Below are 23,467 nucleotides of genomic sequence, written 5' to 3'. Positions count from 1 at the left end.
GCAGGGCCGGCTCCCCTTCCCTTCCATCACCGGCCCCGGCTATACTCCCAAATCCGCAACCCAATCTGGTGAATGATGCCGCCTGCAAAAAAGGAAGTCCGTCCGTCGAGCCGCGGAGGACGTATCCGCACGCCTGCCTTCGTGAAAAATCAACGTGGTGTGAAAAACTGGAAGGAAGTCGGCGCCTGGCTGGCGTGGCGCGGCATCGAGGATATCGAATGCATCACCCCCGACCAGGCCGGTGTTGCGCGCGGCAAGATGATGCCGTCGAAGAAATTCACCTCCAACACCTCGCTGGCGCTGCCTTCGGCGGTGTTCATGACGACGATCTCCGGCGGCTACCCCGAGAACGGCAACGGCTTCAACTATCCGGAAGACGACGGCGACCTCAAGCTGATGCCGGACCTTTCGACGCTGACCGTGGTGCCGTGGGAAGAGGACCCGACGGCGGCGGTCATCTGCGACCTCGTCCACCAGGACGGCCGCTCGGTCGAGTTCACGCCGCGCAACGTGCTGAAGCGTGTGCTTGCCGCTTACGACAAGCGCGGGCTGAAGCCGGTGGTGGCGCCCGAGATCGAGTTCTACCTGGTGCGCAAGAATCCCGATCCGGACTACCCGCTGACCCCGCCGGTCGGGCGTTCGGGACGGGCGATCGGCGGTGGCGCCGGCTATTCGATCGCCGGCGTCAACGAGTTCGACGAACTGATCGACGACATCTACCATTTCTCCGAAAGCCAGGGCCTGGAGATCGACACGCTGATCCACGAGGAAGGCGCCGGCCAGCTCGAGATCAATCTGCGCCACGGCGATCCGATCGAACTGGCCGATCAGGTGTTCATGTTCAAGCGCACCATCCGCGAGGCGGCGCTGAAGCATGAGATCTATGCCACCTTCATGGCCAAGCCGATCCAGGGGCAGCCCGGCTCGGCCATGCATATCCACCAATCGATCATCGACAAGAAGACCGGCAGAAACGTCTTTTCTGCCGAGGACGGCTCGGAAACCGAAGCCTTCTTCCATTTCCTCGGCGGCATGCAGAAACATGTGCCGAACGCGCTGGTGATGTTTGCGCCCTACGTCAATTCCTATCGCCGGCTGACGCAGTCGGCTTCGGCGCCGGTCAACAACAAATGGGGCTACGACAACCGCACCACCGCCTTCCGCGTCCCGCGCTCCGACCCGGCAGCCAGGCGCGTCGAGAACCGCATCCCCTCCTCCGACGCCAATCCCTATCTGGCGATGGCCGCATCGCTCGCCTGCGGGCTGATCGGCATGACCAACAAGATCAAGGCCGAACCGCCGGTTCTCACCACCGCCAACGCGGCCGAGATCGACCTGCCGCGCAGCCTGCTCGAGGCCGTCGACCTGTTCGAAGCCGACGAGGAACTCTGCGCGCTGCTCGGCAAGTCGTTCGCCGCCACCTATGCGGCGATCAAGCGGGCGGAATTCGAGACCTTCATGGAAGTGATCAGCCCGTGGGAGCGGGAGTATCTGTTGTTGAATGTGTAGGAGGAGTAGGGGAGTAGGGGAGTAGGGGAGTAGGGGAGTAGGGGAGTAGGGGAAATGACTGAGAAAACGGGTTCCTACAAGGTTTAATAGTTAGGCAGCAGGCAATGGACCTTGCGGTGGCGGTTTACGGCGCGACGAAATCCTGGCCGAAGGAGGAACTTTATGGACTGACCAGCCAAGTGCGGCGCGCCGCAAGCTCGGTGCCGGCGAACATAGCGGAAGGCTATGGCAGAGAGGTACGGGGTTCCTATCAGCAATTTCTCCGTATCGCTCAAGGGTCACTGAAGGAGCTGGAAACGCAGCTTCTGATCGCTGAGCGTACCGGCATCGCGCCGAACGGGACAGCGGCTTCATTATTGGCGAGCACCGAAAGTGTGGGAAAGCTTCTTCGGCTCCTAATCCGCAAACTTTCAGCCGACTAACATCTCCTTACTGCCCTACTGCCCTACTCCCCTACTCCCCTACTCCGAGCATCATGCCCTACCAATCCCCAATCTCCCCCGGCCGCTCCTGGTATGAGGACACGGCCGGTCCACGGCCCGAATACACGGCGCTCGACGGTGACCTGAGGTGCGACGTCGTCGTCGTTGGCGGCGGTTTTACCGGCCTGTCGGCGGCGGTGCACCTCGCCAGGGCCGGCAGCAATGTCGTGCTGGTCGAAGCGCATCGTTTCGGCGACGGCGCATCGGGCCGCAATGGCGGCCAGCTCGGCACCGGTCAGCGCGCCTGGGCCGAGGAGCTCGAAGCGGAATATGGCTTTTCCCGGGCCAAGGCGCTGTTCGACCTCGCCGAAGAGGCCAAGGCGCATCTCCTCGAATTCGCCGCCGTCAACAAGATCGAGATCGACTACATGCAAGGCCAGATGTCGGTGGCGCACAAGCAGCGCTATGTCGATGACTACAAAGCGCATGCCGAGATCATGGCGAACCGCTTCGGCTATCCACACATCAGCTTCATGGACGCCAGGGAGACGGCGGAGCGGTTGGGCTCGGCGCGCTATTTCGGCGGCACCCGCGACACCGGCACCGGGCACATCCATCCGCTGAAGCTGGTGATCGGCACGGCAAAAGTGGCGGCGCAGGCGGGCGCGCAGCTGTTCGAGCAGACGCCGGCGAGCGCCATCGCGTCCGTTGGCGGCAAGATCAGGGTCACGACGCCGAAAGGCACGATATCAGCCGAGAAATGTCTGATCGGCGTCAACGCCCATGGCGGCACGCTCGAGCCGATCAGTGCCGCGCATATCATGCCGATCGGCTCCTTCATCGGCGCGACGGTGCCGCTTGCGGATTCAAACGTGTTGCCGGGCGGTGAGGCGGTCGACGATTCCCGCTTCGTCGTGCGCTACTTCCGCAAATCGACGGATGGGCGGCTGCTGTTCGGCGGGCGCGAGATCTACGCGGTCAACGATCCGAAAGACATCCATGTCCACATCCGCCGGCAGATCGCCGAGCTTTACCCTGACCTCAGGGATGTCGAGATCACCCATGGCTGGGGCGGCTATGTCGGCATCACGATGCCGAGAAAACCGTTCGTGCGCGAGGTGATGCCCAATGTGATCTCGGTCGGCGGCTATTCCGGCCACGGCGTCATGCTGTCGAACTTTTTCGGCAAGCTCTATGCCGAAACCGTCGCCGGCAACCGGGACCGGCTGAGGCTGATCGAGGACCTGAACATCCCGGCCTTTCCCGGTGGCCGGCGCTTGCGCGCGCCTCTGATGTTTCTTGCGCTCAACTGGTATGCCTTGAGGGACCGCATATAACCAAAGGTTGCAAAATCCCTTGCAAGTTGCAGAATCGATCGTAAAGGTGCAGAATCCGCCCGGCAAGGGCGCAGTGATGCCACAATCGCCGGCAAAGGATGCCGGTTCTGGGCAGTCGAAGGGGGATTTTGCGGGCCTGCCCGCGTTGGATTGGGACCAATGCCGACCAGATGCCGGTTTCCCGGCCCAGGTCGTAAGAACGTTGGCCCGCAAATGGAGGTTGTAAGAGTGAGAGAGCCCTTCAGTTTCGGCGCGCCGGAACGACGGCGCTTTGCGATGCAGTTTGGCTACGACATGCAGCCCAGGTTCTGGCGGCAGATCCGGTCGAACCTGCATCTGGTCATCGCCGCGTTTGGAACAGCAGCGCTGCTTGGCGTGGCAGCGATGGCGCTATGGCTGGCATTGCCGGCCACCGAGAGGCAAGCGGTCGCCAGTCCCGAGCAGATCGTTTCCAGCATTCCGGTGAAAACGACAAGGATTGTGCCGGCCGCGGCCGCGGCCGCGAGGATAGAAGCGGCACAGCAGGCTGCAAGCAAGACCGATGCGATTTCGTCGGCGGTGGTTGCAGCGAAGGCCGAGATAGCGGCGCTGGCGCCCAATGACCCTCGCTGGACAGGATCGGGACCGAAGACCACATCCGGCCAGACGGGGGGCGGCCAGACGGCGGGCGGCCAGATGGCGGGCCAGGCTGAAAAAGCAGACAAGCCGTCCACTGCGGCGGCATTCGCCGATCCGGCAGCGAAAACCAAAGTGGCAGCATTGATTGCCAAAGTCGCGGCTCCCGCCAAGGCGGCGACGGACGGTGCGCCAACCGCCGCCATCTCGACCCCGAAGCCGCTGCCGGCCGCGACACAGAAGGATGGCGCCCAGGCCAAAGTCGAGGCCAAGCCAGCGAGCGCGGCAGAGACCGGACGCATCCTCAGGGGCGTCACCATGCGCACCGGTCCGAAGAACAGTGCGGCCGCCATCGTCACCATTCCCGCCAAGACCTCGGTTCAGGTGATGGGCTGCAAGAAATGGTGCCAGATCGTCTACAACGGCAAACGCGGCTGGATCTACAAGAGCTTCGTCAAGACCGGCGCCTAGCATCGGTCAGGCCGTTCTTTGACGTTGCCCACGGCTCATTTGGCTGCCGCAATCAACCGCCCGCGTGCGAGGGACGGTCAGGTCAAACTTGAAACCGACAGGGCCGGACGGCTCAGATGCACCGTCCGCCGTCGACCTCCAGCGCCACGCCAGTGACGAAGGCCGCATCGGCCGACGCCAGCCAGAGCGCCGCGTTGGCTATGTCGAGCGGGGTCGAAAGCCGGCCAAGTGGGATCGAGGCGCGGAATTTCTCGCGGATTTCGGGCGTGTCGGCGCCCATGAATTTTTCCAGCATGCCGGTCTCGCCGGCGACCGGGCACAGGCAGTTGACGCGGATGTTCTTCGGCGCGAGTTCCACCGCCATGGATTTGGTCGCGGTGATCGCCCAGCCCTTCGACGCATTGTACCAGGTGAGGCCGGGCCGCGGCCTGATGCCGGCGGTCGAGGCCGTGGTCAGGATGACGCCGCCGCCTTGCCTAGCCATCACCGGCACGACCGCCAGGGCGGCGTGGTAGATCGCCTTCATGTTGACGGCCGTGATCAGATCGAAGGTCGTCTCGTCGACCTCGAGCATATCGCCGTTGCGATGGGTGTAGCCGGCATTGTTGACCATGATGTCGATGCGGCCAAAGGCACTCTTTGCGGCATAGACCATCTCGTCGAACTCGGAACGGGTCGAGACGTCCGTCTGGGTCCAGATCGCCGCCCGGCCGATCTCGTTGGCGACGCGTTCGGCGCCCTTGGCGTTGAGGTCGGCGACAACAACCTTGGCGCCCTCCTCGGCAAAACGCTTGGCCATGCCCTCGCCGAAGCCTGACGCGGCACCGGTGATGATGGCAACTTTGTTTTCCAGGCGCATGGCTTTCTCACTCATGATTGAAGACTCCCCGCTCCGGCAGCCTCCGGCAATGGCCGCCGAAAGATCAATATACTCTCGATTTCTCCTTTGGCTTTCGCCTCGATCCCGCTCTATGCTGCATCCGCGAAGGCCTCCCGGAACCACCTCGCCGACAAGCGTCCGGGTTGCGCCAGTGTCAAGGGCACACCTCAGGACAATCGGCAAACACCCGATTGGCCCTGGGATGTGACGCCGTGTCACTGGAAAATCTAAATCGATTAGATTATATCCACCGCACCACAGCGAGCGGCGTCAGAGCGGACAGACCATGACCAGCCAGATCATTCCCGTCGACCCTTTCGACTTCATCATTTTCGGCGGCACCGGCGATCTGTCGGAACGCAAGCTTTTGCCGTCACTCTATCATCGCCAGCGCGGCCATCAGTTTTCCGAACCGACGCGCATCATCGGCACCTCGCGCTCGAAAATGACCGACGAGGAATTCCAGGCTTTCGCCAGGCAGGCGATTTCCGACCATGTGAAACCGGCCGATATCGACGCCGCGGAGCTGGAGACGTTCCTTGCCCGGCTTTCCTACGTCTCGGCTGACGCGACGACCGGCGCGGGCTTCGACAAATTGAAGACGGCGATCGGCGACAGCGAATGCATCCGTGCCTTCTACCTGGCGGTTGCGCCGGCGCTGTTCGGCGACATCTCTCACAAGCTGAAAGAGAACGGGCTGATCACGCCGAACTCGCGCATCGTGCTGGAGAAGCCGATCGGGCGCGATCTCGCCTCGGCGCGCCAGCTCAACGATTTGGTCGGCGACGATTTCCATGAAAGCCAGATTTTCCGCATCGATCACTATCTCGGCAAGGAAACGGTGCAGAACCTGATGGCGCTGCGCTTTGCCAATGCGCTCTACGAGCCGCTGTGGAATTCCGCCAATGTCGATCATGTGCAGATCACCGTGGCCGAGACCGTCGGCCTCGAAGACCGCGTCACCTATTACGACAAGGCGGGCGCGTTGCGCGACATGGTGCAGAACCACATGCTGCAGCTTCTCTGCCTCGTCGCCATGGAGGCGCCGTCGTCGATGGACGCCGACGCCGTGCGCGACGAAAAGCTGAAGGTTCTGCGCGCGCTGAAACGCATCAACGGCAATGAAGCGCCCAAGCACACGGTACGCGGCCAGTACCGTGCCGGGGCCTCGGCCGGCGGGCCGGTGAAAGGCTATGTCGAGGAGCTCGGCAAGAATAGCAACACCGAGACCTTCGTTGCGCTCAAGGCCGAAATCGGCAACTGGCGCTGGGCTGGCGTGCCGTTCTACCTCAGGACGGGCAAGCGGCTGGCGACACGCGTTTCGGAGATCGTCATCGAATTCAAGCCGATCCCGCATTCGATCTTCGGCGACAGCGCCGGGCCGATCTCGGCCAACCAACTGGTCATCAGGCTGCAGCCCGACGAAGGCGTCAAGCAGTTCATCATGATCAAGGATCCGGGGCCTGGCGGCATGCGGCTGCGCCAGATCCCGCTCGATATGAGCTTCGCGCAATCTTTCGACGGCCGCGCCCCCGACGCCTATGAGCGACTGATCATGGACGTCATCCGTGGCAACCAAACGCTGTTCATGCGCCGCGACGAGGTCGAGGCGGCGTGGAAATGGATCGACCCGATTCAGGACGCATGGGAAGGCGCCAGGCAGGAGGCGCAGGGCTATACCGCCGGCACATGGGGCCCCTCCGCCTCGATTGCGCTGATCGAACGCGACGGGCGGACATGGCACGAGAGCAATTGAACAGCGACGCCTACAACTGGCACGCATTTGCCGAACGCCAGGACCTGGCGGCTGCACTTGCCGGCCACGTCGCAGGCCGCCTGACCACTGCGATCGCTGAGCGTGGCACGGCATTGCTCGCCGTTTCCGGCGGCACGACGCCGGCGAAATTTTTCGCATCGCTTTCGAGCATCCCGATCGCCTGGAACAAGGTCACGGTGTCGCTGGTCGACGAGCGTTGCGTGCCGGCGTCCTCGCCGCGCTCCAATGCCGGGCTGGTCGCCGCCAATCTTCTGCAACACGCCGCCGCAGCCGCACGTTTCGTGCCGCTCTACCAAGAGGCAGAAACCGTCTGCAATACGTCGGAGGCCGATAGCAGGATGTTGCGGTCGCTGCCCTGGCCGCTCGATGTGGTCGTGCTTGGCATGGGAACCGATGGCCATACCGCGTCGTTTTTTCCTGACGCCGACAATCTGGAACCACTGCTCGACCCCTCCTCGGAAAGGGTCGTGCTCCCGGTTCACGCGACAAGCGCCGGCGAGCCGCGGCTGACGCTGTCGCTGGCGCGGATCGTCAGGGCCGGCTTCGTCGCGCTGCACATCGAGGGCGAGGACAAGCGCACGGCATTCGAAAGCGCGATGGCATCGGAAACGCGAAAGCCCATTCGCGCCGTGCTCGACGCAGCCGAGAGACCCGTACAGGTTTTCTGGGCACCCTGATTTCAACTTGCCAAGGGGTCCCGCACGGACCGTGTTTGCGGGACCTCGCCTGAAAGGACCGACGCCATGACCGCGAGACGCGACATCGAAGCCATCACCGAGCGCATCCGCCAACGCTCCAGACCGGGGCGCGAGGCCTATCTCGGCCGCATCGCCGAGGCATCGAGCCGCACCGCCAACCGGGCCGTGCTGTCCTGCGGCAACCTCGCCCACGGCTTCGCCGTGTGCAGCCCTTCGGAAAAGCTGGCACTTGGCGGCGACCGCGTGCCGAACCTCGGCATCATCACCTCCTATAACGACATGCTGTCGGCGCATCAGCCTTTCGAGACATTTCCGGCGCTGATCAAGGACGCGGCGCGCGAGGCCGGCGGCATTGCCCAGGTCGCCAGCGGCGTGCCGGCGATGTGCGACGGCGTCACCCAGGGCCAGCCCGGCATGGAGCTGTCGCTGTTCTCGCGCGACGTGATCGCCATGGCGGCGGCGATCGGCCTGTCCCACAACATGTTCGACGCCGCCGTCCATCTCGGCGTCTGCGACAAGATCGTGCCGGGGCTGGTGATCGCGGCGCTGACCTTCGGCCATCTGCCGGCGGTGTTCATCCCGGCCGGGCCGATGACGACGGGCCTGCCCAACGACGAGAAAGCCAAGGTCCGCCAGCTCTATGCCGAAGGCAAGGCAGGACGGGCCGAGCTGCTCGAGGCCGAGTCCAAATCCTATCACGGGCCGGGAACCTGCACCTTCTACGGCACGGCGAACTCCAACCAGATGCTGATGGAGATCATGGGCCTGCACACGCCGGGCGCCTCCTTCGTCAACCCCGGCACGCCGTTGCGCGACGCGCTGACCCGGGAGGCGACGAAGCGGGCGCTGGCCATCACCGCGCTCGGCAACGCCTACACGCCGGTCGGCCGGATGATCGACGAGCGCTCGTTCGTCAACGGCATCGTCGGCCTGCACGCCACCGGCGGATCGACCAATCACACCATCCACCTGATCGCCATGGCCGCCGCGGCCGGCATCGCCATTAGCTGGCAGGATATTTCGGACCTTTCGGAAGCCGTGCCGCTGCTGGCGCGGGTCTATCCGAACGGCCTTGCCGACGTGAACCATTTCCACGCAGCCGGCGGGCTCGGCTTCCTGATCCGCGAACTGCTCGACGAGGGAATATTGCACGAGGACGTCCAGACGGTTTGGGGCGAAGGGCTGCGGCCTTATGCGGTCGAGGCCAAGCTCGGCGCCGATGGCGGCGTGGTGCGCGAGGCCTCGCCCCGCGAAAGCGGCGACGAGAAGGTGCTGGCGCCTTTCAAGAAGGCGTTCCAGCCGACGGGCGGGCTGAAAATGCTGTCAGGCAATCTCGGCCACGCCGTCATCAAGACTTCCGCCGTGAAACCGGAACGGCGCATCATCGAGGCGCCTGCCAAGGTTTTCGACAGCCAGCAAGGGCTCAACGAGGCGTTCAAGGCCGGCACGTTGACCGGCGATTTCATCGCCGTCATCCGCTTCCAGGGGCCGAAAGCCAACGGCATGCCGGAGTTGCACAAGCTGACCACCGTGCTCGGCGTCCTGCAGGATCGCGGCCAGCATGTGGCGCTGGTCACCGACGGGCGCATGTCGGGCGCGAGCGGCAAGGTGCCGGCGGCGATTCATGTGACGCCGGAGGCGGTCGAGGACGGGCCGATCGCCAGGATCCATGACGGCGACATCATCAGGCTCGACGCCGACGCCGGTACGCTGGAAGTCTTGGTGCCGGCAGGCGATTTCGCGCTGCGCCGGGCAGCGGACAGCGATCTTGTCGGCAATGAATTCGGTTTTGGCCGCGAGCTTTTCGCCGGGTTGCGGCAAATGGTCGGCCGTGCCGACCACGGCGCCAGCGCATTCGGAAACAACGTGGCGGAATTCGCGCTGCAGTGAAAAGGGCGGCGGGGCTGTCGCCAAGGCGGGAAGCGTCGCCATCGTCTGGTAGGGGCTCTTGAAGACCGTCGCGGCCATCGTGCTGTCGCCTTCCGCACCCTGCAATTCGTGTCGGCGTCGCTCTATTCGCACGGCCATGGCGGCAATGATGCGCAGAAAACGATGGGCATCATCGCGGTGCTGCTCTACTCGCAGGGCATGCTCGGGGGCGAGTTCTACGTGCCCTTCTGGGTGGTGATCACCTGCCAGGCAATGCTGGCCCTAGGCACGCTGTTTTGGCGGCTGGCGCATCGTCCACACGATGGGCTCGAAGATCACCCGGCTCAATCCGATGCAGGGTTTCTGCGCCGAGACCGGCGGCGCGATCACGCTGTTCGGCGCGACCTGGCTCGGCATCCCGGTCTCCACCACGCACACCATCACCGGCGTGATCGTCGGCGTCGGAGCGGCACGGCGCACCTCTGCCTCCGCTCGGACATAGCCGGCTCGATCGTGATCGCCTGGGTCATCACCATGCCCTCTACGGCGCTGATTGCTGCTTGCTGTTAGAATCGTGGCACTCTTCAGTTAATGCGGAGCCCGGAAGTTTGACTGACGATCGCGAAGGTCGACTGCTGCCGCTGCTCGAAGATCAGCTTTGGAGAAGCGGTCAGAATGTCGCGAAATGGCGCGACCTGCTCGTTCTGGCAGATGAGCCGAACAGCAGCGTCGCCGCGTGACGTTCGCGACATTCGCATCGCGGCCGCTTCAACGGCTTGATGTCGCCTTATTTGGTGTTGGAGCAAGCTATCGTGCTAAGATCGCTGGTCGGCACCGTGCTACCTCTAAGGCAACGCGGCTGCAAGTGCCGGTTCGTATGCATGAGTATACTGCCAAGCTGACCGCAGAAGACAATGCATAGATTTTCTTGCCGCAGATTTTCGCAAAAGCAAGGAGACGTTCATGAGCGCAAGTGGCCGATATCTCCGGAGCCTGATGGCATGCATGCTTGCCTGTGTCTTCTGGGTGGATACCGCTTCAGCGCAGTCGAATAACGCCGGCTGTACGTTCCGACTGGTAGCAGGTACGTCCCGACAAATTCTGAGATGCCGGGAAGGCCTTACCATCATTGCGGAAGATGGCGCTCGTTTTACATTGGTGGACCGTGATCGAAATGGTAGTGCCGATGCGGTCAGATTACGGCGCAAGGCGCTGTTGCTCGATGCTCCAGCCGGCAGGGTCCGGGGTAGCTTCGCTGTCGTCACCCCGCAGGCGATCGCCGCGGTGCGAGGTACAAAATGGGCAGTCGACGTTGCCCGAGGCAAGACGTCTGTCTTCGTCGTCAAAGGTCGCGTCGCCGTGCAAAGGCCGGCGTCCAATGCTGGCGTAGTCCTCGGGCCGGGCGAAGGCGTCGATGTGGAAGCCGGAACAGGCACACTGACGGTCAAGCGCTGGCCCGCCGCACGTGTTTCGGCTTTGATGGCCCGTTTCGGTCAGTAAGCTAAATGAGCGGGCGAGCGCTTCAGACGCTGATCGCGCTCGTTCTGGCGGGTCTTTGGGGGGCCGGGCTTGGCTTTGCGCACTGGCGCGGCAACATGTGGTCCCTCGATCGCGTCGAAGCAACGATGACGGATCTTCGAACGCTTGTTCGGGGAACGGCAAAGCCGCCGGAGGTGATTACCATTGTCGCAATAGACGACGAAGCGGTCCGAAACGACGGCCGCTATCCCCTCAGCCGCGCCACGCTTGCCCGGATTGTCGATACGATAGCTCGCTTTGGACCGAAAGCCATTGCGGTCGACCTGCTGCTGGTCGATCCCGGGACAAAAGATGATGATGAGGCGCTCGCGCGTTCGCTGCGTGGGACTTCAAGCGTAATCGCTGCTGCAGCGGTCTACTCGGGAGGTAAACAATCGATTGCAGTCGAGGGCGATGGCCCTCTCGCCCGAGTGCCGAATGCCGAGCGGTTTTTGTGGCCCCTGAAAGCGTTCTCGGATATCGCCGCTGTCGGCGTCGTGAACGTGGTTACCGACTGGACGGGAACGCCTCGGTTCGTCCCGTTGCTGTTTCGGGCCGGAGATCGGACGGAAGCGTCTTTCTCCCTGCGCGTTGCCACCATGGCGGTGGGAGAGGATCCGGGAATAGCGCCCGACTATCTATCTCTGGGCGGACAGCGGATTCGGACGGACATTGGTCACATACTCCCTCTGACATTCTATGGCCCCCGCGGCACGATCCGCACGATCAGCGCCACGACGGTGCTGGGCGGCCAAGTCGATGGCGGCATTATTCGGGATCGAATTGTTGTGATCGGAGCAACTGCAACCGGCGCCGGCGATGTTTTCCCGACACCGTTTGATCCCGTGCTCCCAGGCGTCGAGGTCATGTCGACGGCCATTGCCCATCTGATGACCGGCGACGGCATAGTGCGAGATAAGTACGTTCGCCTTGCAGATGCCGGCTTTGCAGTGGTGCTGCCAGTGGTTCTTGTGGGGCTGTTGGCATGGCGTCGCAACGCCATCGGCCTTGCAGCGATCGTTGGCGTGGTTGTGATCTGGTTCGTGGTCAATATGACCGCATTCTCACACCATATCTGGCTGAGCGCGGCGTTGCCGATGGCCGCCGCCGTTCCGCCGGCTATTTTGTTCGGGGCCGCGCAGCTTTGGTTGGGCAGGAACCAGGCCCAGTATTTCGCCACGCAGAGCGAATTGCTTCAACGAGTTGAGGCCCCGGGCTTTGCGGGGTGGCTCGCTAAGCATGGCGACTTTCTCCTGGAACCTGTCCGGAGGGACGCCGCCATCATATTCATTGACCTGTCCGGTTTCACCGGACTGAGCGAAACATTGGGGCCGAACGCCACACGCGAACTTTTGAACACGTTCCATGCGTTGGTGGACGAAGAGGTGACAAGCTGCGGTGGCGTTGTCACGAATTTCATGGGTGACGGAGCCATGATCCTGTTCGGTCTACCGGAAGCAGCGACAGATGATGCCTTCAATGCTGTCCGCTGCTGCGCAGCGCTCTCCAGCCGTACCAGCAACTGGCTCGTCTCGTTGCCCGCATCAACTGCATCTAGGCTCGGCTTCAAGATCGGAGCGCATTACGGAACAATCGTTGCGTCGAGACTCGGTGGCAAAGGCCGTCAGCACATCGCGACGACGGGTGATACGGTTAACGTCGCCAGTCGCTTGATGGAGATCGCGGCCGACCAAAATGCCGAAGTCGCAGTGAGCGACGAAATGCTGCAAGTCGCCGGCCGCGACTGCGAGTTGTTCAAATCTGGTGCTCTGAGAGGACCGGTGGAAGCACAGGTCCGCGGGCGTTCAGGCTCGCTCGCAATCTGGCTGTGGCAGAGTTCGCAGACGCTGCAGGATACCAGGCCCCGTGAACAATGATGGTACCGGAATGTCTGAATGGCGCCCGTTTGGCCGCGACACTTCGAATCCTGCCTGAGGCCTCGGCCAACCCGAACGGGAGATTCTGAAAAAATCCGCATTGATGGAAGGCAGCTTCGGGTCATGGGCGTGAATTCGGCCGGGGGCGAACGAGCTTCCGCTTAGGTCGTATCAGGCTGTAGCGCGAACGGCAGGTTTGGAGAAACGCAATGAAGGTCGGCAAATGGCGCAACCGAGCCGTTCGGCCGATCCCCGCCGAATGGCGATCTCCCCACCCGCAGCCGTCGTTCTTCCGAATCCTTTCCGCAACGTATGCTGAACCGAAAGGGGGATTTCGATGCATCGCCTTCTCATCGGCGTGGTCTGTAATCAGGCGGGAACGTAGGTCAACCTGATGACTTCCCCGCCGATTCGCTCGCTGGCCGCAAGGCGGAGCGGTGGCCGAGAGCCGGCGAAGAAGGGCTTGCCGCGACCAAGCACCACGGGGTGAAGGTAGAGGCGGTATTCGTCGATCAGACCCATTTCGGTCAGGCTTTGCGCCAACTCTGGTCCGGAAGCGGAAATCTCTCCTGTTAGCTTGGCCTTTAGCCTGCGTATCACTACCTCGACCTCATCCGCGATAAGCGTGGCATTGGGACCGACCGACTTCAACGAGCGCGATACAACCCATTTCGGCTGGCGCCGCCACGCCGCCGCGAACTCGTGTTGCTCCGTACTCCACTCAGGACGGTCTTCGTCCCAATAGCGCATGGCCTCGTACATGCGGCGACCGTACACACTGCCGGTCAGGTCGCGCACGTGCTCTATCCAGTGACGAAAGAGCGCGGGACTTGGCGCAGGCAATTCCTGGTGGTCGACATAGCCGTCGAGGGACTGGTTCATTCCAAATACGATCTTCGCCATGCTGCAAAATCTCCCCGTCGTGTCGGGTATACAAGACGAACGACAGCCAAGCGCCCCGACACATGCCCGAAATTTTTTCTTGTGGGGTCGTTACCCGGTTCTTGTCGCAAAATTCCCGAGTTTTGAATCGGTTTCGCGACTGATATTTGCGACATCGCAAAACCGGATGTTCTGCGACGATCCAGCGAACAGAATGCTTTGCGAAATTTTTACAGCAAGCTAAACCGCGCGAAACGTCTGCGCCGCAGGCGAATATTGCGCTGCAAGATACTTGGGTTCCAATTTGGGTTAGGGGCGGGTCTTCACGACCACCCTTTTTCAGACGTCGAATGTCCCTACTGCACCGTCAGTTCGGAACGCTCGCCGGCCTTGATGGTCACCGCGCTTTCCTTCGAGCTGTTGTCCGACTTCTCCGAAACGACCGCATACTCGCCGGCCGGCAGCGCCGCCTGATATTTCTCGTCAAAGGCGTAGCCGAGCGATTTGCGGTTGCCATTGATGTCCTTCTTCGCATCGAAAATCTCGATCTTCGAAGCTCCTGGCGCGGTGATCGCCAGCACGCCGGCATTGATGGCGATCTGCAGATCCTGATGCTCACCGGCCTTGACGCTGAACGGCTGCTCGACGACGGCAAGGTCGACCGTCGCCGTCAGCACATAGTCGTCGGGCGGCAGATCGAACTTGCTGTCGGGGCCATAGGCATAAGCCACCTCTTGCCTCGTTCCGTCGAGCTTCTTTTTTGCCTTGAACACCTTGAAGCCAATGCCCGAGCCGTCGGCCTTGTCGCCGCCGGCAATGTAGTAGGCGTTGGCAACGACATGGCCGACGCCGACGATGATATCCTTGTCGACGACCTTGCCGGCAGCGAGCGGGATGGTTTCGGTAACCTCGCCCTGCCCGATCCTGACCGTCACTTTCTGATCGCCGGCCGGCAACACCACCTTGGTGTGGCCATAATAGGTCGCCGGCATTTCAACGCCCGGATAGGCGATCACGACAGCCGCACCATCGGCCACATCCGCTCCCTCGCTTGGCCGCGGATGAATGATGAGCGTGCCGGCATCGAGCACGAACAGGGGCTTGTAGACCTGGCCCGCCTCGATCGTGATCTTCTGTTCGGTCCTGGCCTCGCCATGGCGCGCCACGACTGTGTAATCACCCGGCTCCAAATTGCCTTTATAAGCTCCGTATTCGGTGGCGACGTATTCGCCGCGCGTGCCGTCGGACTTCGCCTGGTGGATCTCCCAAGAATTGCCGTCGGTGACGGGATCGCCGCCCTCGGCGAGCACCACGGCGGGGATGAAGTTGAACTCCGGTTTTTCCGGCGCGGCGGCCGGCTGCGGCGCCGGCGCTGGTTCGGGCGCCGGTGCAGGTGCGGCGGCGATGGTCTCGACCAGCGCGTCCTGCAGCGCCTTCTCATCCGACGCCTGGATGTATTTGCCGCCGGTGTTGTCGGCGAGGCAAGCAACCTGCCTGCCCTCGTCCGCGGTCAGGCCGAAGCCGACGACGTTTACGGTGAAGTCGACACCGGCAGCCCTCAGTTCCCTGCCGAGCGCGCAGGGGTCGCCTTTGCAGGTCTCGAGCCCGTCGGTGATCAGGATGACGGTGGCCTTGTCCTCGGTGTATTTCAGCGCCTCGGCCGCCTGCCTGACGGCTGATGTCAGCGGCGTCTTGCCGATGAATTTCAGGCTGTCGGCGGCAGTGGAAACAGCACCTGCCGAGCCAGCCTGCGGCGGCACGATGAGCTCGATGTCCTCGCAACTGCCCTTCTCCCGATGGCCATAGGCCATGAAGCCGATTTCCTTGTCGGCGGGGACCGATTGCAGCACCGTTCGCAGCGATTCGCGGGCGATTTCGAGCTTCGGCTTGCCGTCGATCTGCGCCCACATCGAACCGGAGGCGTCGAGAACGATGACGACACGGTCGGCGGCAAGGCCGAGCGTCGTCATCCACAACAGGAGCGCCGCCGCAACGATGCTCCGTGCAAGTCCCGCCATGAAATCTCCCCCCAGTCAGTGGTCGCCAGTTCGTCGCAGCCAGTCAGCTTCTGCCAGCCAGTCCATGCCCGCCAGTCCGTGCCGCCGGGGGAAGCTATTTGACGCCGCGTCAGGATACAAGCCCGGGCGCCGGGGCACGTGAGGGGTTGGCGGGGCTGACTGCGCCAAACCACTCAATATGTCGTGCGTCGCTCTTCGGAAGGCGGCCGGCCAAACTGCAGCCGGTAGCTCTGGGCAAAATAGGAGTGCGAGGTGAAGCCGGTGGCGATCGCCACGTCGAGGATCGGCATGTTGGTCTGGCGCAGCAATTCGCGTGCCCGCTCAAGCCTGAGCCGCATGTAATAGCGACCGGGCGTCACACTGAGGTGGCGCAGGAACAGCCGCTCGACTTGCCGCACCGACAGGCCCGCCGACTTGGCGAGTTGCACCGCCGACAGCGGCTCGTCGAGATGGTCGGCCATCAGCTCGACGATGCGGCGCAGCTTCTCCGATTTTCCGGTCAGGTCGCGCTCAGGACCGACGCGCTGGCGGTCGCCGGCGGAGCGGATTCGCTCGTGCTGGAACTGGTTGGCGACGCCGTTGGCGAGGCTCGAGCCGAAATCGCCGCGCACGATCTCCAGCATCAGGTCGATGGAGGTGGTGCCGCCGGCGCAGGTGTAACGCTTGCGATCGATCTCGAAGACATTGCCGGTGCAGTTGATGTCGGGAAACCGTTCGACGAAGCCGGCGCGGTTTTCCCAGTGGATGGTGCAGCGATAGCCTTCGAGCTGGCCTGCCTCGGCGAGCAGATAGGAGCCGACCGACAGTGCGCCGAGCGCGTTGCCGCGCCGGCCCCAGCTGCGCAACGCCGCCAGCACCTTGCTCTTGCCGGGAAACTCGGTCGTCAGCCCGACCGAGACGAAAAGAATATCGACCGGCGGCAGATCGGCGACAGCGTAGTCGATCTTGAGCGGCAGGCCGTTGGAGGCCATGACGGCATCGCCGTCGGCCGACACCGTCGTCCAGCCATAGAAGTCGTGGCCGAGCAGCCGGTTGGCCGACCGGAACGTGTCGATTGCGGCGGCCAGCGAGAACATGGAAAACTTGTCAACCAGCAGGAACCCGAACTGCCGGCCGCCGTGAATGGGATCATTGGTGACCGGCCGCTCTGGGGGAACAGTGAGGTTCGGCAAAGCTTTGGGCTTTCCAGGTTCAGAAAGACGGCCGTTTCAATCCGGCCGCGAGATAGGCGGAAGCTAGCGTGTTGGCCATCAGCATGGCAATGGTCATCGGTCCGACGCCGCCGGGCACCGGCGTGATGGCGCCGGCGGTCCTGGCCGCCTCCGCAAAGGCGACGTCACCGACGAGACGGGTCTTGCCTTCGCCCTTTTCTGGCGCCGCGATGCGGTTGATGCCGACGTCGATGACGGTGGCGCCCGGTTTGACCCAGTCACCCCTGACCATTTCAGCTCTGCCGACAGCGGCAACGAGAATGTCGGCGGTGTGCGCCAGTGCAGCCAGGTCCTTCGTGCGGCTGTGCGCGACAGTGACGGTGCAGTTGGCGGCAAGCAGAAGATTGGCCATCGGTTTGCCGACGATATTGGAGCGGCCGACGACCACCGCATTGAGCCCGGAAAGATCCTTGCCGCGCACACGCTCGATGAGCAGCATCGAGCCGGCCGGCGTGCAAGGCACGAACGCCGTCTCCAGTTCGCCGGTGCCGAGCTTGCCGACATTGATGAAGTGGAAGCCGTCGACATCCTTTTGCGGCGCTATTGCCTGGATGACCTTGCCCGCATCGATATGGCCAGGCAATGGAAGCTGCACCAGGATGCCGTTGATGCCGGGATCGGCGTTGAGTTCGCCGATGATGGCAAGCAGTTCCTGTTCGGATATTTCCGCCGGCAGCGTGTGCTGGACCGAATGAAAGCCGCATTCCTTGGCGGTGCGGGATTTAGAGGCGACGTAAACCTGGCTCGCCGGATCCTCGCCGACGATGACCACGGCGAGACCGGGCTTGTGCGCGCCCTTTTCCATCAGTTCGATCGTCAGGGCCTTGACGCGCCGCACTACGCCTTCGGCAACGCTTTTTCCGTCGATCAACTCGGCCATCAACCATCCTCAACACGTTCTGCTTCGGGCGGCATTTTCACGAAAATCCGACCGGGCAATCCCGTCAAAGCGCCGTCTTATGCCGCTAACTCGAAACCGATGGCTTTTATTCTATTCGGCGCTCAGAAATAGCGCCGCGATCGGCTTTCGGTGAGTTCGCGAACCGCTTCGCGGAATTCGCGCAAGCTGGCTCGGATTTCCTCGATGGAGGCTTGCTGTTCAGCGGCTTTCGAAGCCTGATCTGCCTCGTCCGACGAGGCTCGCCGATACTGCTGCTGCGGATGAGGCACTTGCCCGGCATGGGGCGGAACGGGCGGCGACGCCTTGTATGCTTTGTCTTCAATGGATGTCCGGCGCCCTTCTGCCCGGCGGCGCGGCCGCGAATCGGCGGTTTCGCGCAAGCTCGCATAAGCGCCGCGCATGGCGCCGAGGCCGACACCGGAAGCAAGCCCTGCCAGCAGGCCGGCAAGCACCGTCATGGCGCGCGACGGTCCGTTTGGCTCGAGCGGGGCGAACGCCTTGGAGATCACGTTGATGTTGGCGGTGTTGATGTCCTTCTGCTCGCCGGTCTCCTTGGCGCGGAGAAGATATTGCTCATAGACGGAGCGTTTGGCGGCGGCCTCGCGCTCCAGTTCGCGCAGCGTGACCAGATCGCTGTTGACGTCGCCGCTGCGGACCTTCAACTGCGCCAGCCGGGAGGCCAGATCCTGTTCGAGCTGCACGGCGCGCCTGAGGTCGACCTGCAGCGACGAGGCGATGCGGCGCAGTTCCCCGGCGATACGCTCGCGCGATCCGGCAAGCTGGGCATTGAGCGCCTGGAGCTCGGGATGGCGCGGCCCGAGCCGGATCGCGGCGCGGTCGGCCTCCTGCTTGAGCGTCGCGTATTGCGAGCGCAACTCGCTCATGGTGTTGGAGTTGATCTCCTCCGGCAAGGTGCCGCTCAGAACCGAATTCACGTCGATCGAGCGCGCCGACGCCGCGCGGGCGTTAAGTTCCAGCGTGCGCGCGCGGGCGATGGCCAGCTGCTGGTTGAGCTTGAGCATCTCGTCGTCGCTGATCAGGTGGCCTTGCGCGTCGACGAGGTCGTGCGCGGCCCTGAAGTCCTCGACCTTGCGCTCAGCCGCTTCGACGCCCTTGCGCAGCTCGTCTAGCCTGCCCGTCAGCTCGTTGGTCGCGCGGCCAGCGGTGTCGGACTGGATCTGGCCGAAGGTCTGCAGAAAGACATCCGTCATCGTGTTGGCGATGAGCGCCGACTTCTCACCATTTTGCGTTGTGGCGCTGACGGAGATGACAAAGGTCTTGCCGCCGCGCTCGACCGCAAGGCTCTCGGCCAGATTGGCGACGGCCAGCGCACGGCGGCGGCCTTCACCGGCAGCCGGCCCGTCATTGCGCGACAGGATCGATTGGATGACCGTCATCATCCCCAGGCCATCGGAACCTTGCCCGTTGAACTCCGGATCACTGACGAGATTGAGCTTGTCCACGACCTTGTTCAGAACGGTACCGGAGGTGAGCACGCGAACCTGGTTCTCGACAATGGCCAGCGTCGCGTCGGACGCAACCACGGATTGCGTGAGGTCGCGGTCGGTGAGCTTCAGGTCGCGCGGGTCGACGATCAGCTCTGCGGTGGCTTCGTATTTCTTCGGCGTCGACAGCGCGATGGCGACGCCAAGCGTGGCGCCCAGTATCGTCATGGCGACGATCAGCAGCTTCGAGCGGGCAATGCCGCGGACGACCTGCATCGGGTCGATCAACGGCTTCCATTCTTGTCTGTCGTCATCCTGACGGGAAGACCGCCGCTCGGCATCTGCATATCCGGGTTCGGGTGCGGCATATCGAGGTTCGGGTGCGGCGTCTCGAGGCTCGGGTGCGGCGTATCGGGGGTCGAACGCGGCGTATCGGGGGTCGGCATCGGAGCGGCGGCCCTCGGAAACAGCGGCTGAAACCGGCTCCTCCCGCTGCCTGGCGTATCGAGGATCGAACGCGGCGTCGGCATAGTCCGCTTCAACGGCGTCGTCGGTCTCAGGCGGCATCCGCGCGGCCGAGGCCGATGCATCCTCGGCGTGAAACCGGCTTGTTTCATCGTTTGCCGATAACTCCGGAGTCACCCAGCGTTCCGGGGTCGCCGAGGGCTCCGGGTTTGCCGAGACTTCCGGATGCGCCCGCCCCTCGCGGCGTAAGCGCGCGACACGATGGCGCGTTGCGGCATCGTCGCGCCATGACGGGTCTGCCCGGTCCCCGATCGCAACCAGCGATGGTTCTTCTTCGCCGCGCAACGCCTGGCCGAGCGCCAGCAAGGACCGCTCGCGCTTCCAATCTTCACGGTTTTGCCTGTCGACCATTGTCGTGGAGCTTGCCCTTTGCGGCTTGGACGCGCGGTCAGCCATTCGTTAAACCACGCTAAACAAGCATAGGAAATAAAAGGTTAATTTCTCAGCCTTGAAGACACGGTTTCCCTCTAGGGTTGTGCCTTTCCTGAAAGCATCGAAAGCGCCCAGAACCGCGCGTTAAATTTTCCGGCCCTATGCTGTCTCGACACATGACTCAGGCTGGCAACATCCCGCAAAAACGGCTTCTCGCCCGGACCGGCGCTTTCGTCGCCGAGCGACGGCGGCTGGTACGCGACTATCTTTCGGCGATCAGTGGCGCGGGCGGGCGGCTGGTGTTTTCGCTCGCCTATTTCATCGCGCTGGCCAACACGCTGTCGATCGCCGAGTTCGGCATGTTTGCCACCGCTTCGGCGGCCGGCGTGATGCTGTCGCGCATCCTGGCCTTCGGCTTCATCTCGGCGCTTTACCGAACCGCCACCATCCGCCCCAATCTGATCGGCACCTTCACGGCCGGCTTCCTGCTGTTTGGCGCGATATCGCTGCCGTTGCTGGCTGCGGCCTCCTACGGCGTCTACCTGGTCTTCTTTGCCGGCACCGTGCCGCTGTCGGTCTTTGCGGCGATCGTGTTTGCCGAGGCGTTGCTGTGGCGGCCGGTCGAGGTGGCGCTGATCGTCAACAACGGTCTCGGCAAATTCGGTCGCGCCGCCCTGCTGACGATCCTGGCGACGGCCTTGCGGGCGCTCGGCGCCGTGCTGTTCATGTTCGCGGCGCAGCCGACCATAGGAGCCTGGTCCTGGTATTACATCGGCACCAACGCCGCCTCGCTGCTCATCGCCTTCGGATTTTTCTATCCGCGCCTGCGGCTGCGGCTGCGGCTGGCGCTCTATCTGCGGCGGCTCGCCGATTCCATCTACGTGGCCGGCGCAGAGGTGCTGTTCTACCTGCAGATGGAATTCGACAAGCTGCTGGTGCTGGCGATCGGCGGTCCGCACCTCGCCGGCATCTATGCCATCATCATGCGGCTGGTCGACCTGACGGCGATCCCGATCCGCACCTTCTCGATGATGCTGGTTCAGCGCATGATGCGGGCGCCGGAACTTTTGTCGCGCCTTTCGGTCAAGAGCGGTATCGAAGGCGGCGTATTCGCGGTCTCGACGCTGGCGCTGGCGACACTCGCCATCGTGCTGCATTTCTTCCCCAACGCGCTGGGCAGGAATGTTGCGAAGGCCGCCCCTTTGGTGGCGCTGGCGATCTGCGTGCCGGGCCTGCGCAATCTCGTCGAATACCAGGCCGAGCTTCTGTTCGCGCGCGGCCAGACGCTGGTGCGGGCGATCAACCTGGCGCTGCTTGCCGGGCTGAAGGCGGTGCTGCTGACCTATGTGCTGACCCATATCCTGGACACACCCGATCTGGTGCTCTCGCTCAATCTCGTCTTCCTGCTGCTCTATCTCGCCTCGGCGCTGCTCACCTATTCGGCGATGCGCAGGCCGGCGAAGCCGGTCTAGGTCGACCAGCTGGCTGCCGTCGATGCCGAGATGGGATGGACACTTCGATTCGTTGGCAGTAGTCGCTGGCGATGGGACGCCACAAATGATCACGCGTAGTTTACAGGTGAAGCCCGTTATAGCAATCAAGCTCCAAAATGGGGGGAGTCCTACGAAGTGATCGGCGACGGCGGGGCAGTCGACGAGCCCGATTGGGGGGTTCTGTCGCCGGACAGTCCGACATCACGGCATTTCTTGTTCTATTTTCGAGATGAGACCATCGAAATTGTCGCCCGAGACTGGTCGTTCACTCGAAAAATGCCGGGTGTCGGGTAGCGGCGAGCCTTGCCGCCGCTTCTCCAGAGCGACGTTCGCGCCCCGACTGCTACCGGCCCGTTGCGGCCGTTTATCGTTCAGCCCGCGTCAGTTAGGCATCGCGCAGCAGTGTGCTATCGGGCAGATGAGCCGGGCCAACAGAGTGATGAGATGCGTCTGAGGAATTGCCACAACTTCCATGACTTCCGCAGCATGGCCAAACAGCGCCTTCCCCGACCGATCTTCAACTACATTGACGGTGCGGCCGATGACGAAGTCACTTATCGGCGCAACAGGGCTGCCTTCGATGACTGCGACCTGGTGCCGAATGTTCTGCGCGGCGTGACCAATGTGGACATGTCGGTGACCGTCATGGGCCAGAAGCTAGCGATGCCGGCCTACTGCTCGCCAACAGCGCTCCAGCGCCTGTTCCACCATCAGGGCGAACGTGCGGTGGCGGCAGCGGCGGCGAAATATGGCACGATGTTCGGCGTCTCCTCGCTCGGCACCGTCAGCCTCGAAGAGGCGCGCCAGATCAGCAATGGGCCGCAAGTCTACCAATTCTACTTCCACAAGGACCGCGGATTGAACCGCGAGATGATGGCCCGGGCCAAGCAGGCGGGAGTAGAGGTGATGATGCTGACGGTGGACAGCATCACCGGCGGCAACCGCGAGCGTGACAAGAGAACGGGGTTCGCCATCCCCTTCAAGCTCAATCTCGCTGGCATCGCGCAGTTCGCGGTCAAACCGTCATGGGCGATCAACTACTATATGCATGAGCGGTTCCGGCTGCCACAGCTCGATGGCCATGTCGACATGGGCGGCGGCGCGATGTCGATCAGCCGCTACTTCACGGAGATGTTGGACCCCTCCATGTCGTGGGGCGACGTTGCCGAGATGGTGCAGCACTGGGGCGGACAGTTCTGCCTGAAAGGCATCATGTCGGTCGAGGATGCCAGGCGTGCGGTCGAGATTGGCTGCACCGGAATTGTCCTCTCCAATCACGGCGGTCGCCAACTCGACGGCTCGCGTACCGCGTTCGACCAGCTTGCCGAGATCGTCGATGCGGTGGGAGACAGAATCGATGTGATGATGGATGGTGGCGTGCAGCGCGGCACCCACGTGCTCAAGGCCCTGTCGCTGGGCGCAAAGGCCGTCGGATTGGGCCGCTACTACCTTTTCCCACTGGCGGCCGCCGGGCAGGCCGGCGTCGAACGCGCGCTGGAATTGATGCAGATCGAGATTGAGCGTGGCATGAAGCTGATGGGCTGCACCTCGGTCAACGAGCTCACGCGACGGAACCTGCGCTGCCGTCAGTAACAGGCGACTTCCCACCCTTTCATCACCTCCTACCGGGGTAAATGGGAAGGTCGG

At 63.0% G+C, this 23,467-nt stretch carries 18 protein-coding genes and 1 pseudogene; 13 read left to right on the top strand and 6 right to left on the bottom strand.

What is annotated here, in order from left to right; all coding sequences use genetic code 11:
• The first annotated feature begins 72 nt into the window (after positions 1–72).
• From AC0L2M_RS06110 to AC0L2M_RS06095, 4 genes are all read left to right on the top strand, one after another.
• Positions 73–1,509: a glutamine synthetase family protein gene (locus tag AC0L2M_RS06110; protein ID WP_027156302.1), complete on the top strand. Its 1,437-nt coding sequence runs from the start codon at positions 73–75 to the stop codon at positions 1,507–1,509.
• Positions 1,510–1,613: 104 nt separating this feature from the next.
• A complete protein-coding gene (locus tag AC0L2M_RS06105) occupies positions 1,614–1,931 on the top strand; it encodes a four helix bundle protein (RefSeq protein ID WP_473534336.1) in 318 nt (105 codons plus the stop codon).
• Positions 1,932–1,984: 53 nt separating this feature from the next.
• Positions 1,985–3,268 (top strand): NAD(P)/FAD-dependent oxidoreductase, encoded by a 1,284-nt coding sequence (locus tag AC0L2M_RS06100; protein WP_473534335.1) that lies wholly within the window; start codon positions 1,985–1,987, stop codon positions 3,266–3,268.
• A 228-nt stretch (positions 3,269–3,496) separates the two neighbouring features.
• A complete protein-coding gene (locus AC0L2M_RS06095; RefSeq protein ID WP_473534334.1) occupies positions 3,497–4,354 on the top strand; it encodes an SH3 domain-containing protein in 858 nt (285 codons plus the stop codon).
• 112 nt (positions 4,355–4,466) lie between these two features.
• On the opposite strand, the gene AC0L2M_RS06090 is transcribed toward AC0L2M_RS06095, so the two are convergent.
• Positions 4,467–5,213, bottom strand: a complete 747-nt coding sequence (locus AC0L2M_RS06090) for an SDR family oxidoreductase (RefSeq protein ID WP_473534488.1) — start codon at positions 5,211–5,213, stop codon at positions 4,467–4,469.
• 307 nt (positions 5,214–5,520) lie between these two features.
• Between AC0L2M_RS06090 and zwf the strand changes: the two genes are divergently transcribed.
• From zwf to AC0L2M_RS06055, 7 genes and pseudogenes are all read left to right on the top strand, one after another.
• On the top strand, positions 5,521–6,990 hold the full coding sequence (gene zwf / locus AC0L2M_RS06085; RefSeq protein WP_236375126.1) for a glucose-6-phosphate dehydrogenase: 1,470 nt from the start codon (positions 5,521–5,523) through the stop codon (positions 6,988–6,990).
• Complete coding sequence (gene pgl / locus AC0L2M_RS06080) at positions 6,972–7,688, top strand: 6-phosphogluconolactonase (protein WP_473534333.1); 717 nt, start codon at positions 6,972–6,974, stop codon at positions 7,686–7,688. Before zwf ends, pgl begins: the two co-directional genes overlap by 19 nt.
• Before the next feature lie 66 nt (positions 7,689–7,754).
• A complete protein-coding gene (gene edd, locus AC0L2M_RS06075; RefSeq protein WP_473534332.1) occupies positions 7,755–9,599 on the top strand; it encodes a phosphogluconate dehydratase in 1,845 nt (614 codons plus the stop codon).
• A gap of 90 nt (positions 9,600–9,689) precedes the next feature.
• A pseudogene (locus AC0L2M_RS06070) lies at positions 9,690–10,148 on the top strand (anion permease); the annotation flags it as partial.
• A gap of 38 nt (positions 10,149–10,186) precedes the next feature.
• Entirely contained in the window at positions 10,187–10,318 is a 132-nt protein-coding gene (locus AC0L2M_RS06065) for a hypothetical protein (protein ID WP_287173647.1), read from the top strand.
• A gap of 223 nt (positions 10,319–10,541) precedes the next feature.
• A complete protein-coding gene (locus tag AC0L2M_RS06060; protein WP_473534331.1) occupies positions 10,542–11,078 on the top strand; it encodes a FecR domain-containing protein in 537 nt (178 codons plus the stop codon).
• A 5-nt stretch (positions 11,079–11,083) separates the two neighbouring features.
• Positions 11,084–12,973: a CHASE2 domain-containing protein gene (locus tag AC0L2M_RS06055; protein ID WP_473534330.1), complete on the top strand. Its 1,890-nt coding sequence runs from the start codon at positions 11,084–11,086 to the stop codon at positions 12,971–12,973.
• Positions 12,974–13,342: 369 nt separating this feature from the next.
• On the opposite strand, the gene AC0L2M_RS06050 is transcribed toward AC0L2M_RS06055, so the two are convergent.
• The 5 genes from AC0L2M_RS06050 to AC0L2M_RS06030 form a co-directional block, all read right to left on the bottom strand.
• The gene (locus AC0L2M_RS06050) at positions 13,343–13,876 is read right to left on the bottom strand and encodes a dihydrofolate reductase family protein (protein ID WP_473534329.1); all 534 of its coding nucleotides are present in this window, start codon (positions 13,874–13,876) and stop codon (positions 13,343–13,345) included.
• Between the two features lie 335 nt (positions 13,877–14,211).
• Positions 14,212–15,873: a vWA domain-containing protein gene (locus AC0L2M_RS06045; protein ID WP_473534328.1), complete on the bottom strand. Its 1,662-nt coding sequence runs from the start codon at positions 15,871–15,873 to the stop codon at positions 14,212–14,214.
• A gap of 173 nt (positions 15,874–16,046) precedes the next feature.
• Positions 16,047–17,045, bottom strand: a complete 999-nt coding sequence (locus AC0L2M_RS06040) for a GlxA family transcriptional regulator (RefSeq protein WP_023800286.1) — start codon at positions 17,043–17,045, stop codon at positions 16,047–16,049.
• A gap of 19 nt (positions 17,046–17,064) precedes the next feature.
• Positions 17,065–17,964, bottom strand: coding sequence for a bifunctional methylenetetrahydrofolate dehydrogenase/methenyltetrahydrofolate cyclohydrolase FolD (folD, locus tag AC0L2M_RS06035; RefSeq protein WP_473534327.1), 900 nt, complete (start codon positions 17,962–17,964; stop codon positions 17,065–17,067).
• 122 nt (positions 17,965–18,086) lie between these two features.
• The gene (locus AC0L2M_RS06030; RefSeq protein WP_473534326.1) at positions 18,087–20,351 is read right to left on the bottom strand and encodes a GumC family protein; all 2,265 of its coding nucleotides are present in this window, start codon (positions 20,349–20,351) and stop codon (positions 18,087–18,089) included.
• A gap of 152 nt (positions 20,352–20,503) precedes the next feature.
• Here AC0L2M_RS06030 and AC0L2M_RS06025 point away from each other — a divergent pair, with 152 nt between their 5' ends.
• Together AC0L2M_RS06025 and AC0L2M_RS06020 are read left to right on the top strand one after the other, a co-directional pair.
• Positions 20,504–21,799: a lipopolysaccharide biosynthesis protein gene (locus AC0L2M_RS06025; protein WP_473534325.1), complete on the top strand. Its 1,296-nt coding sequence runs from the start codon at positions 20,504–20,506 to the stop codon at positions 21,797–21,799.
• A 465-nt stretch (positions 21,800–22,264) separates the two neighbouring features.
• Positions 22,265–23,413: an alpha-hydroxy acid oxidase gene (locus AC0L2M_RS06020; protein WP_473534487.1), complete on the top strand. Its 1,149-nt coding sequence runs from the start codon at positions 22,265–22,267 to the stop codon at positions 23,411–23,413.
• The last annotated feature ends 54 nt before the right edge of the window (positions 23,414–23,467 follow it).

The sequence above is a fragment of the Mesorhizobium sp. WSM4806 genome, from assembly GCF_055811635.1.
The sequence above is the reverse complement of the archived record's forward strand: the minus strand, read 5'-3'. Positions and strand labels throughout refer to the sequence as shown.

Coding starts and splice junctions, on each gene's coding strand:
- AC0L2M_RS06110 (WP_027156302.1), top strand. CDS start 73: ATGATGCCGCCTGCAAAAAAGGAAGTCCGTCCGTCGAGCCGCGGAGGA.
- pgl (WP_473534333.1), top strand. CDS start 6,972: ATGGCACGAGAGCAATTGAACAGCGACGCCTACAACTGGCACGCATTT.
- zwf (WP_236375126.1), top strand. CDS start 5,521: ATGACCAGCCAGATCATTCCCGTCGACCCTTTCGACTTCATCATTTTC.
- folD (WP_473534327.1), bottom strand. CDS start 17,964: ATGGCCGAGTTGATCGACGGAAAAAGCGTTGCCGAAGGCGTAGTGCGG.
- AC0L2M_RS06045 (WP_473534328.1), bottom strand. CDS start 15,873: ATGGCGGGACTTGCACGGAGCATCGTTGCGGCGGCGCTCCTGTTGTGG.
- AC0L2M_RS06090 (WP_473534488.1), bottom strand. CDS start 5,213: ATGCGCCTGGAAAACAAAGTTGCCATCATCACCGGTGCCGCGTCAGGC.
- AC0L2M_RS06030 (WP_473534326.1), bottom strand. CDS start 20,351: ATGGCTGACCGCGCGTCCAAGCCGCAAAGGGCAAGCTCCACGACAATG.
- AC0L2M_RS06100 (WP_473534335.1), top strand. CDS start 1,985: ATGCCCTACCAATCCCCAATCTCCCCCGGCCGCTCCTGGTATGAGGAC.
- edd (WP_473534332.1), top strand. CDS start 7,755: ATGACCGCGAGACGCGACATCGAAGCCATCACCGAGCGCATCCGCCAA.
- AC0L2M_RS06050 (WP_473534329.1), bottom strand. CDS start 13,876: ATGGCGAAGATCGTATTTGGAATGAACCAGTCCCTCGACGGCTATGTC.
- AC0L2M_RS06060 (WP_473534331.1), top strand. CDS start 10,542: ATGAGCGCAAGTGGCCGATATCTCCGGAGCCTGATGGCATGCATGCTT.
- AC0L2M_RS06020 (WP_473534487.1), top strand. CDS start 22,265: ATGCGTCTGAGGAATTGCCACAACTTCCATGACTTCCGCAGCATGGCC.
- AC0L2M_RS06025 (WP_473534325.1), top strand. CDS start 20,504: ATGACTCAGGCTGGCAACATCCCGCAAAAACGGCTTCTCGCCCGGACC.
- AC0L2M_RS06105 (WP_473534336.1), top strand. CDS start 1,614: ATGGACCTTGCGGTGGCGGTTTACGGCGCGACGAAATCCTGGCCGAAG.
- AC0L2M_RS06055 (WP_473534330.1), top strand. CDS start 11,084: ATGAGCGGGCGAGCGCTTCAGACGCTGATCGCGCTCGTTCTGGCGGGT.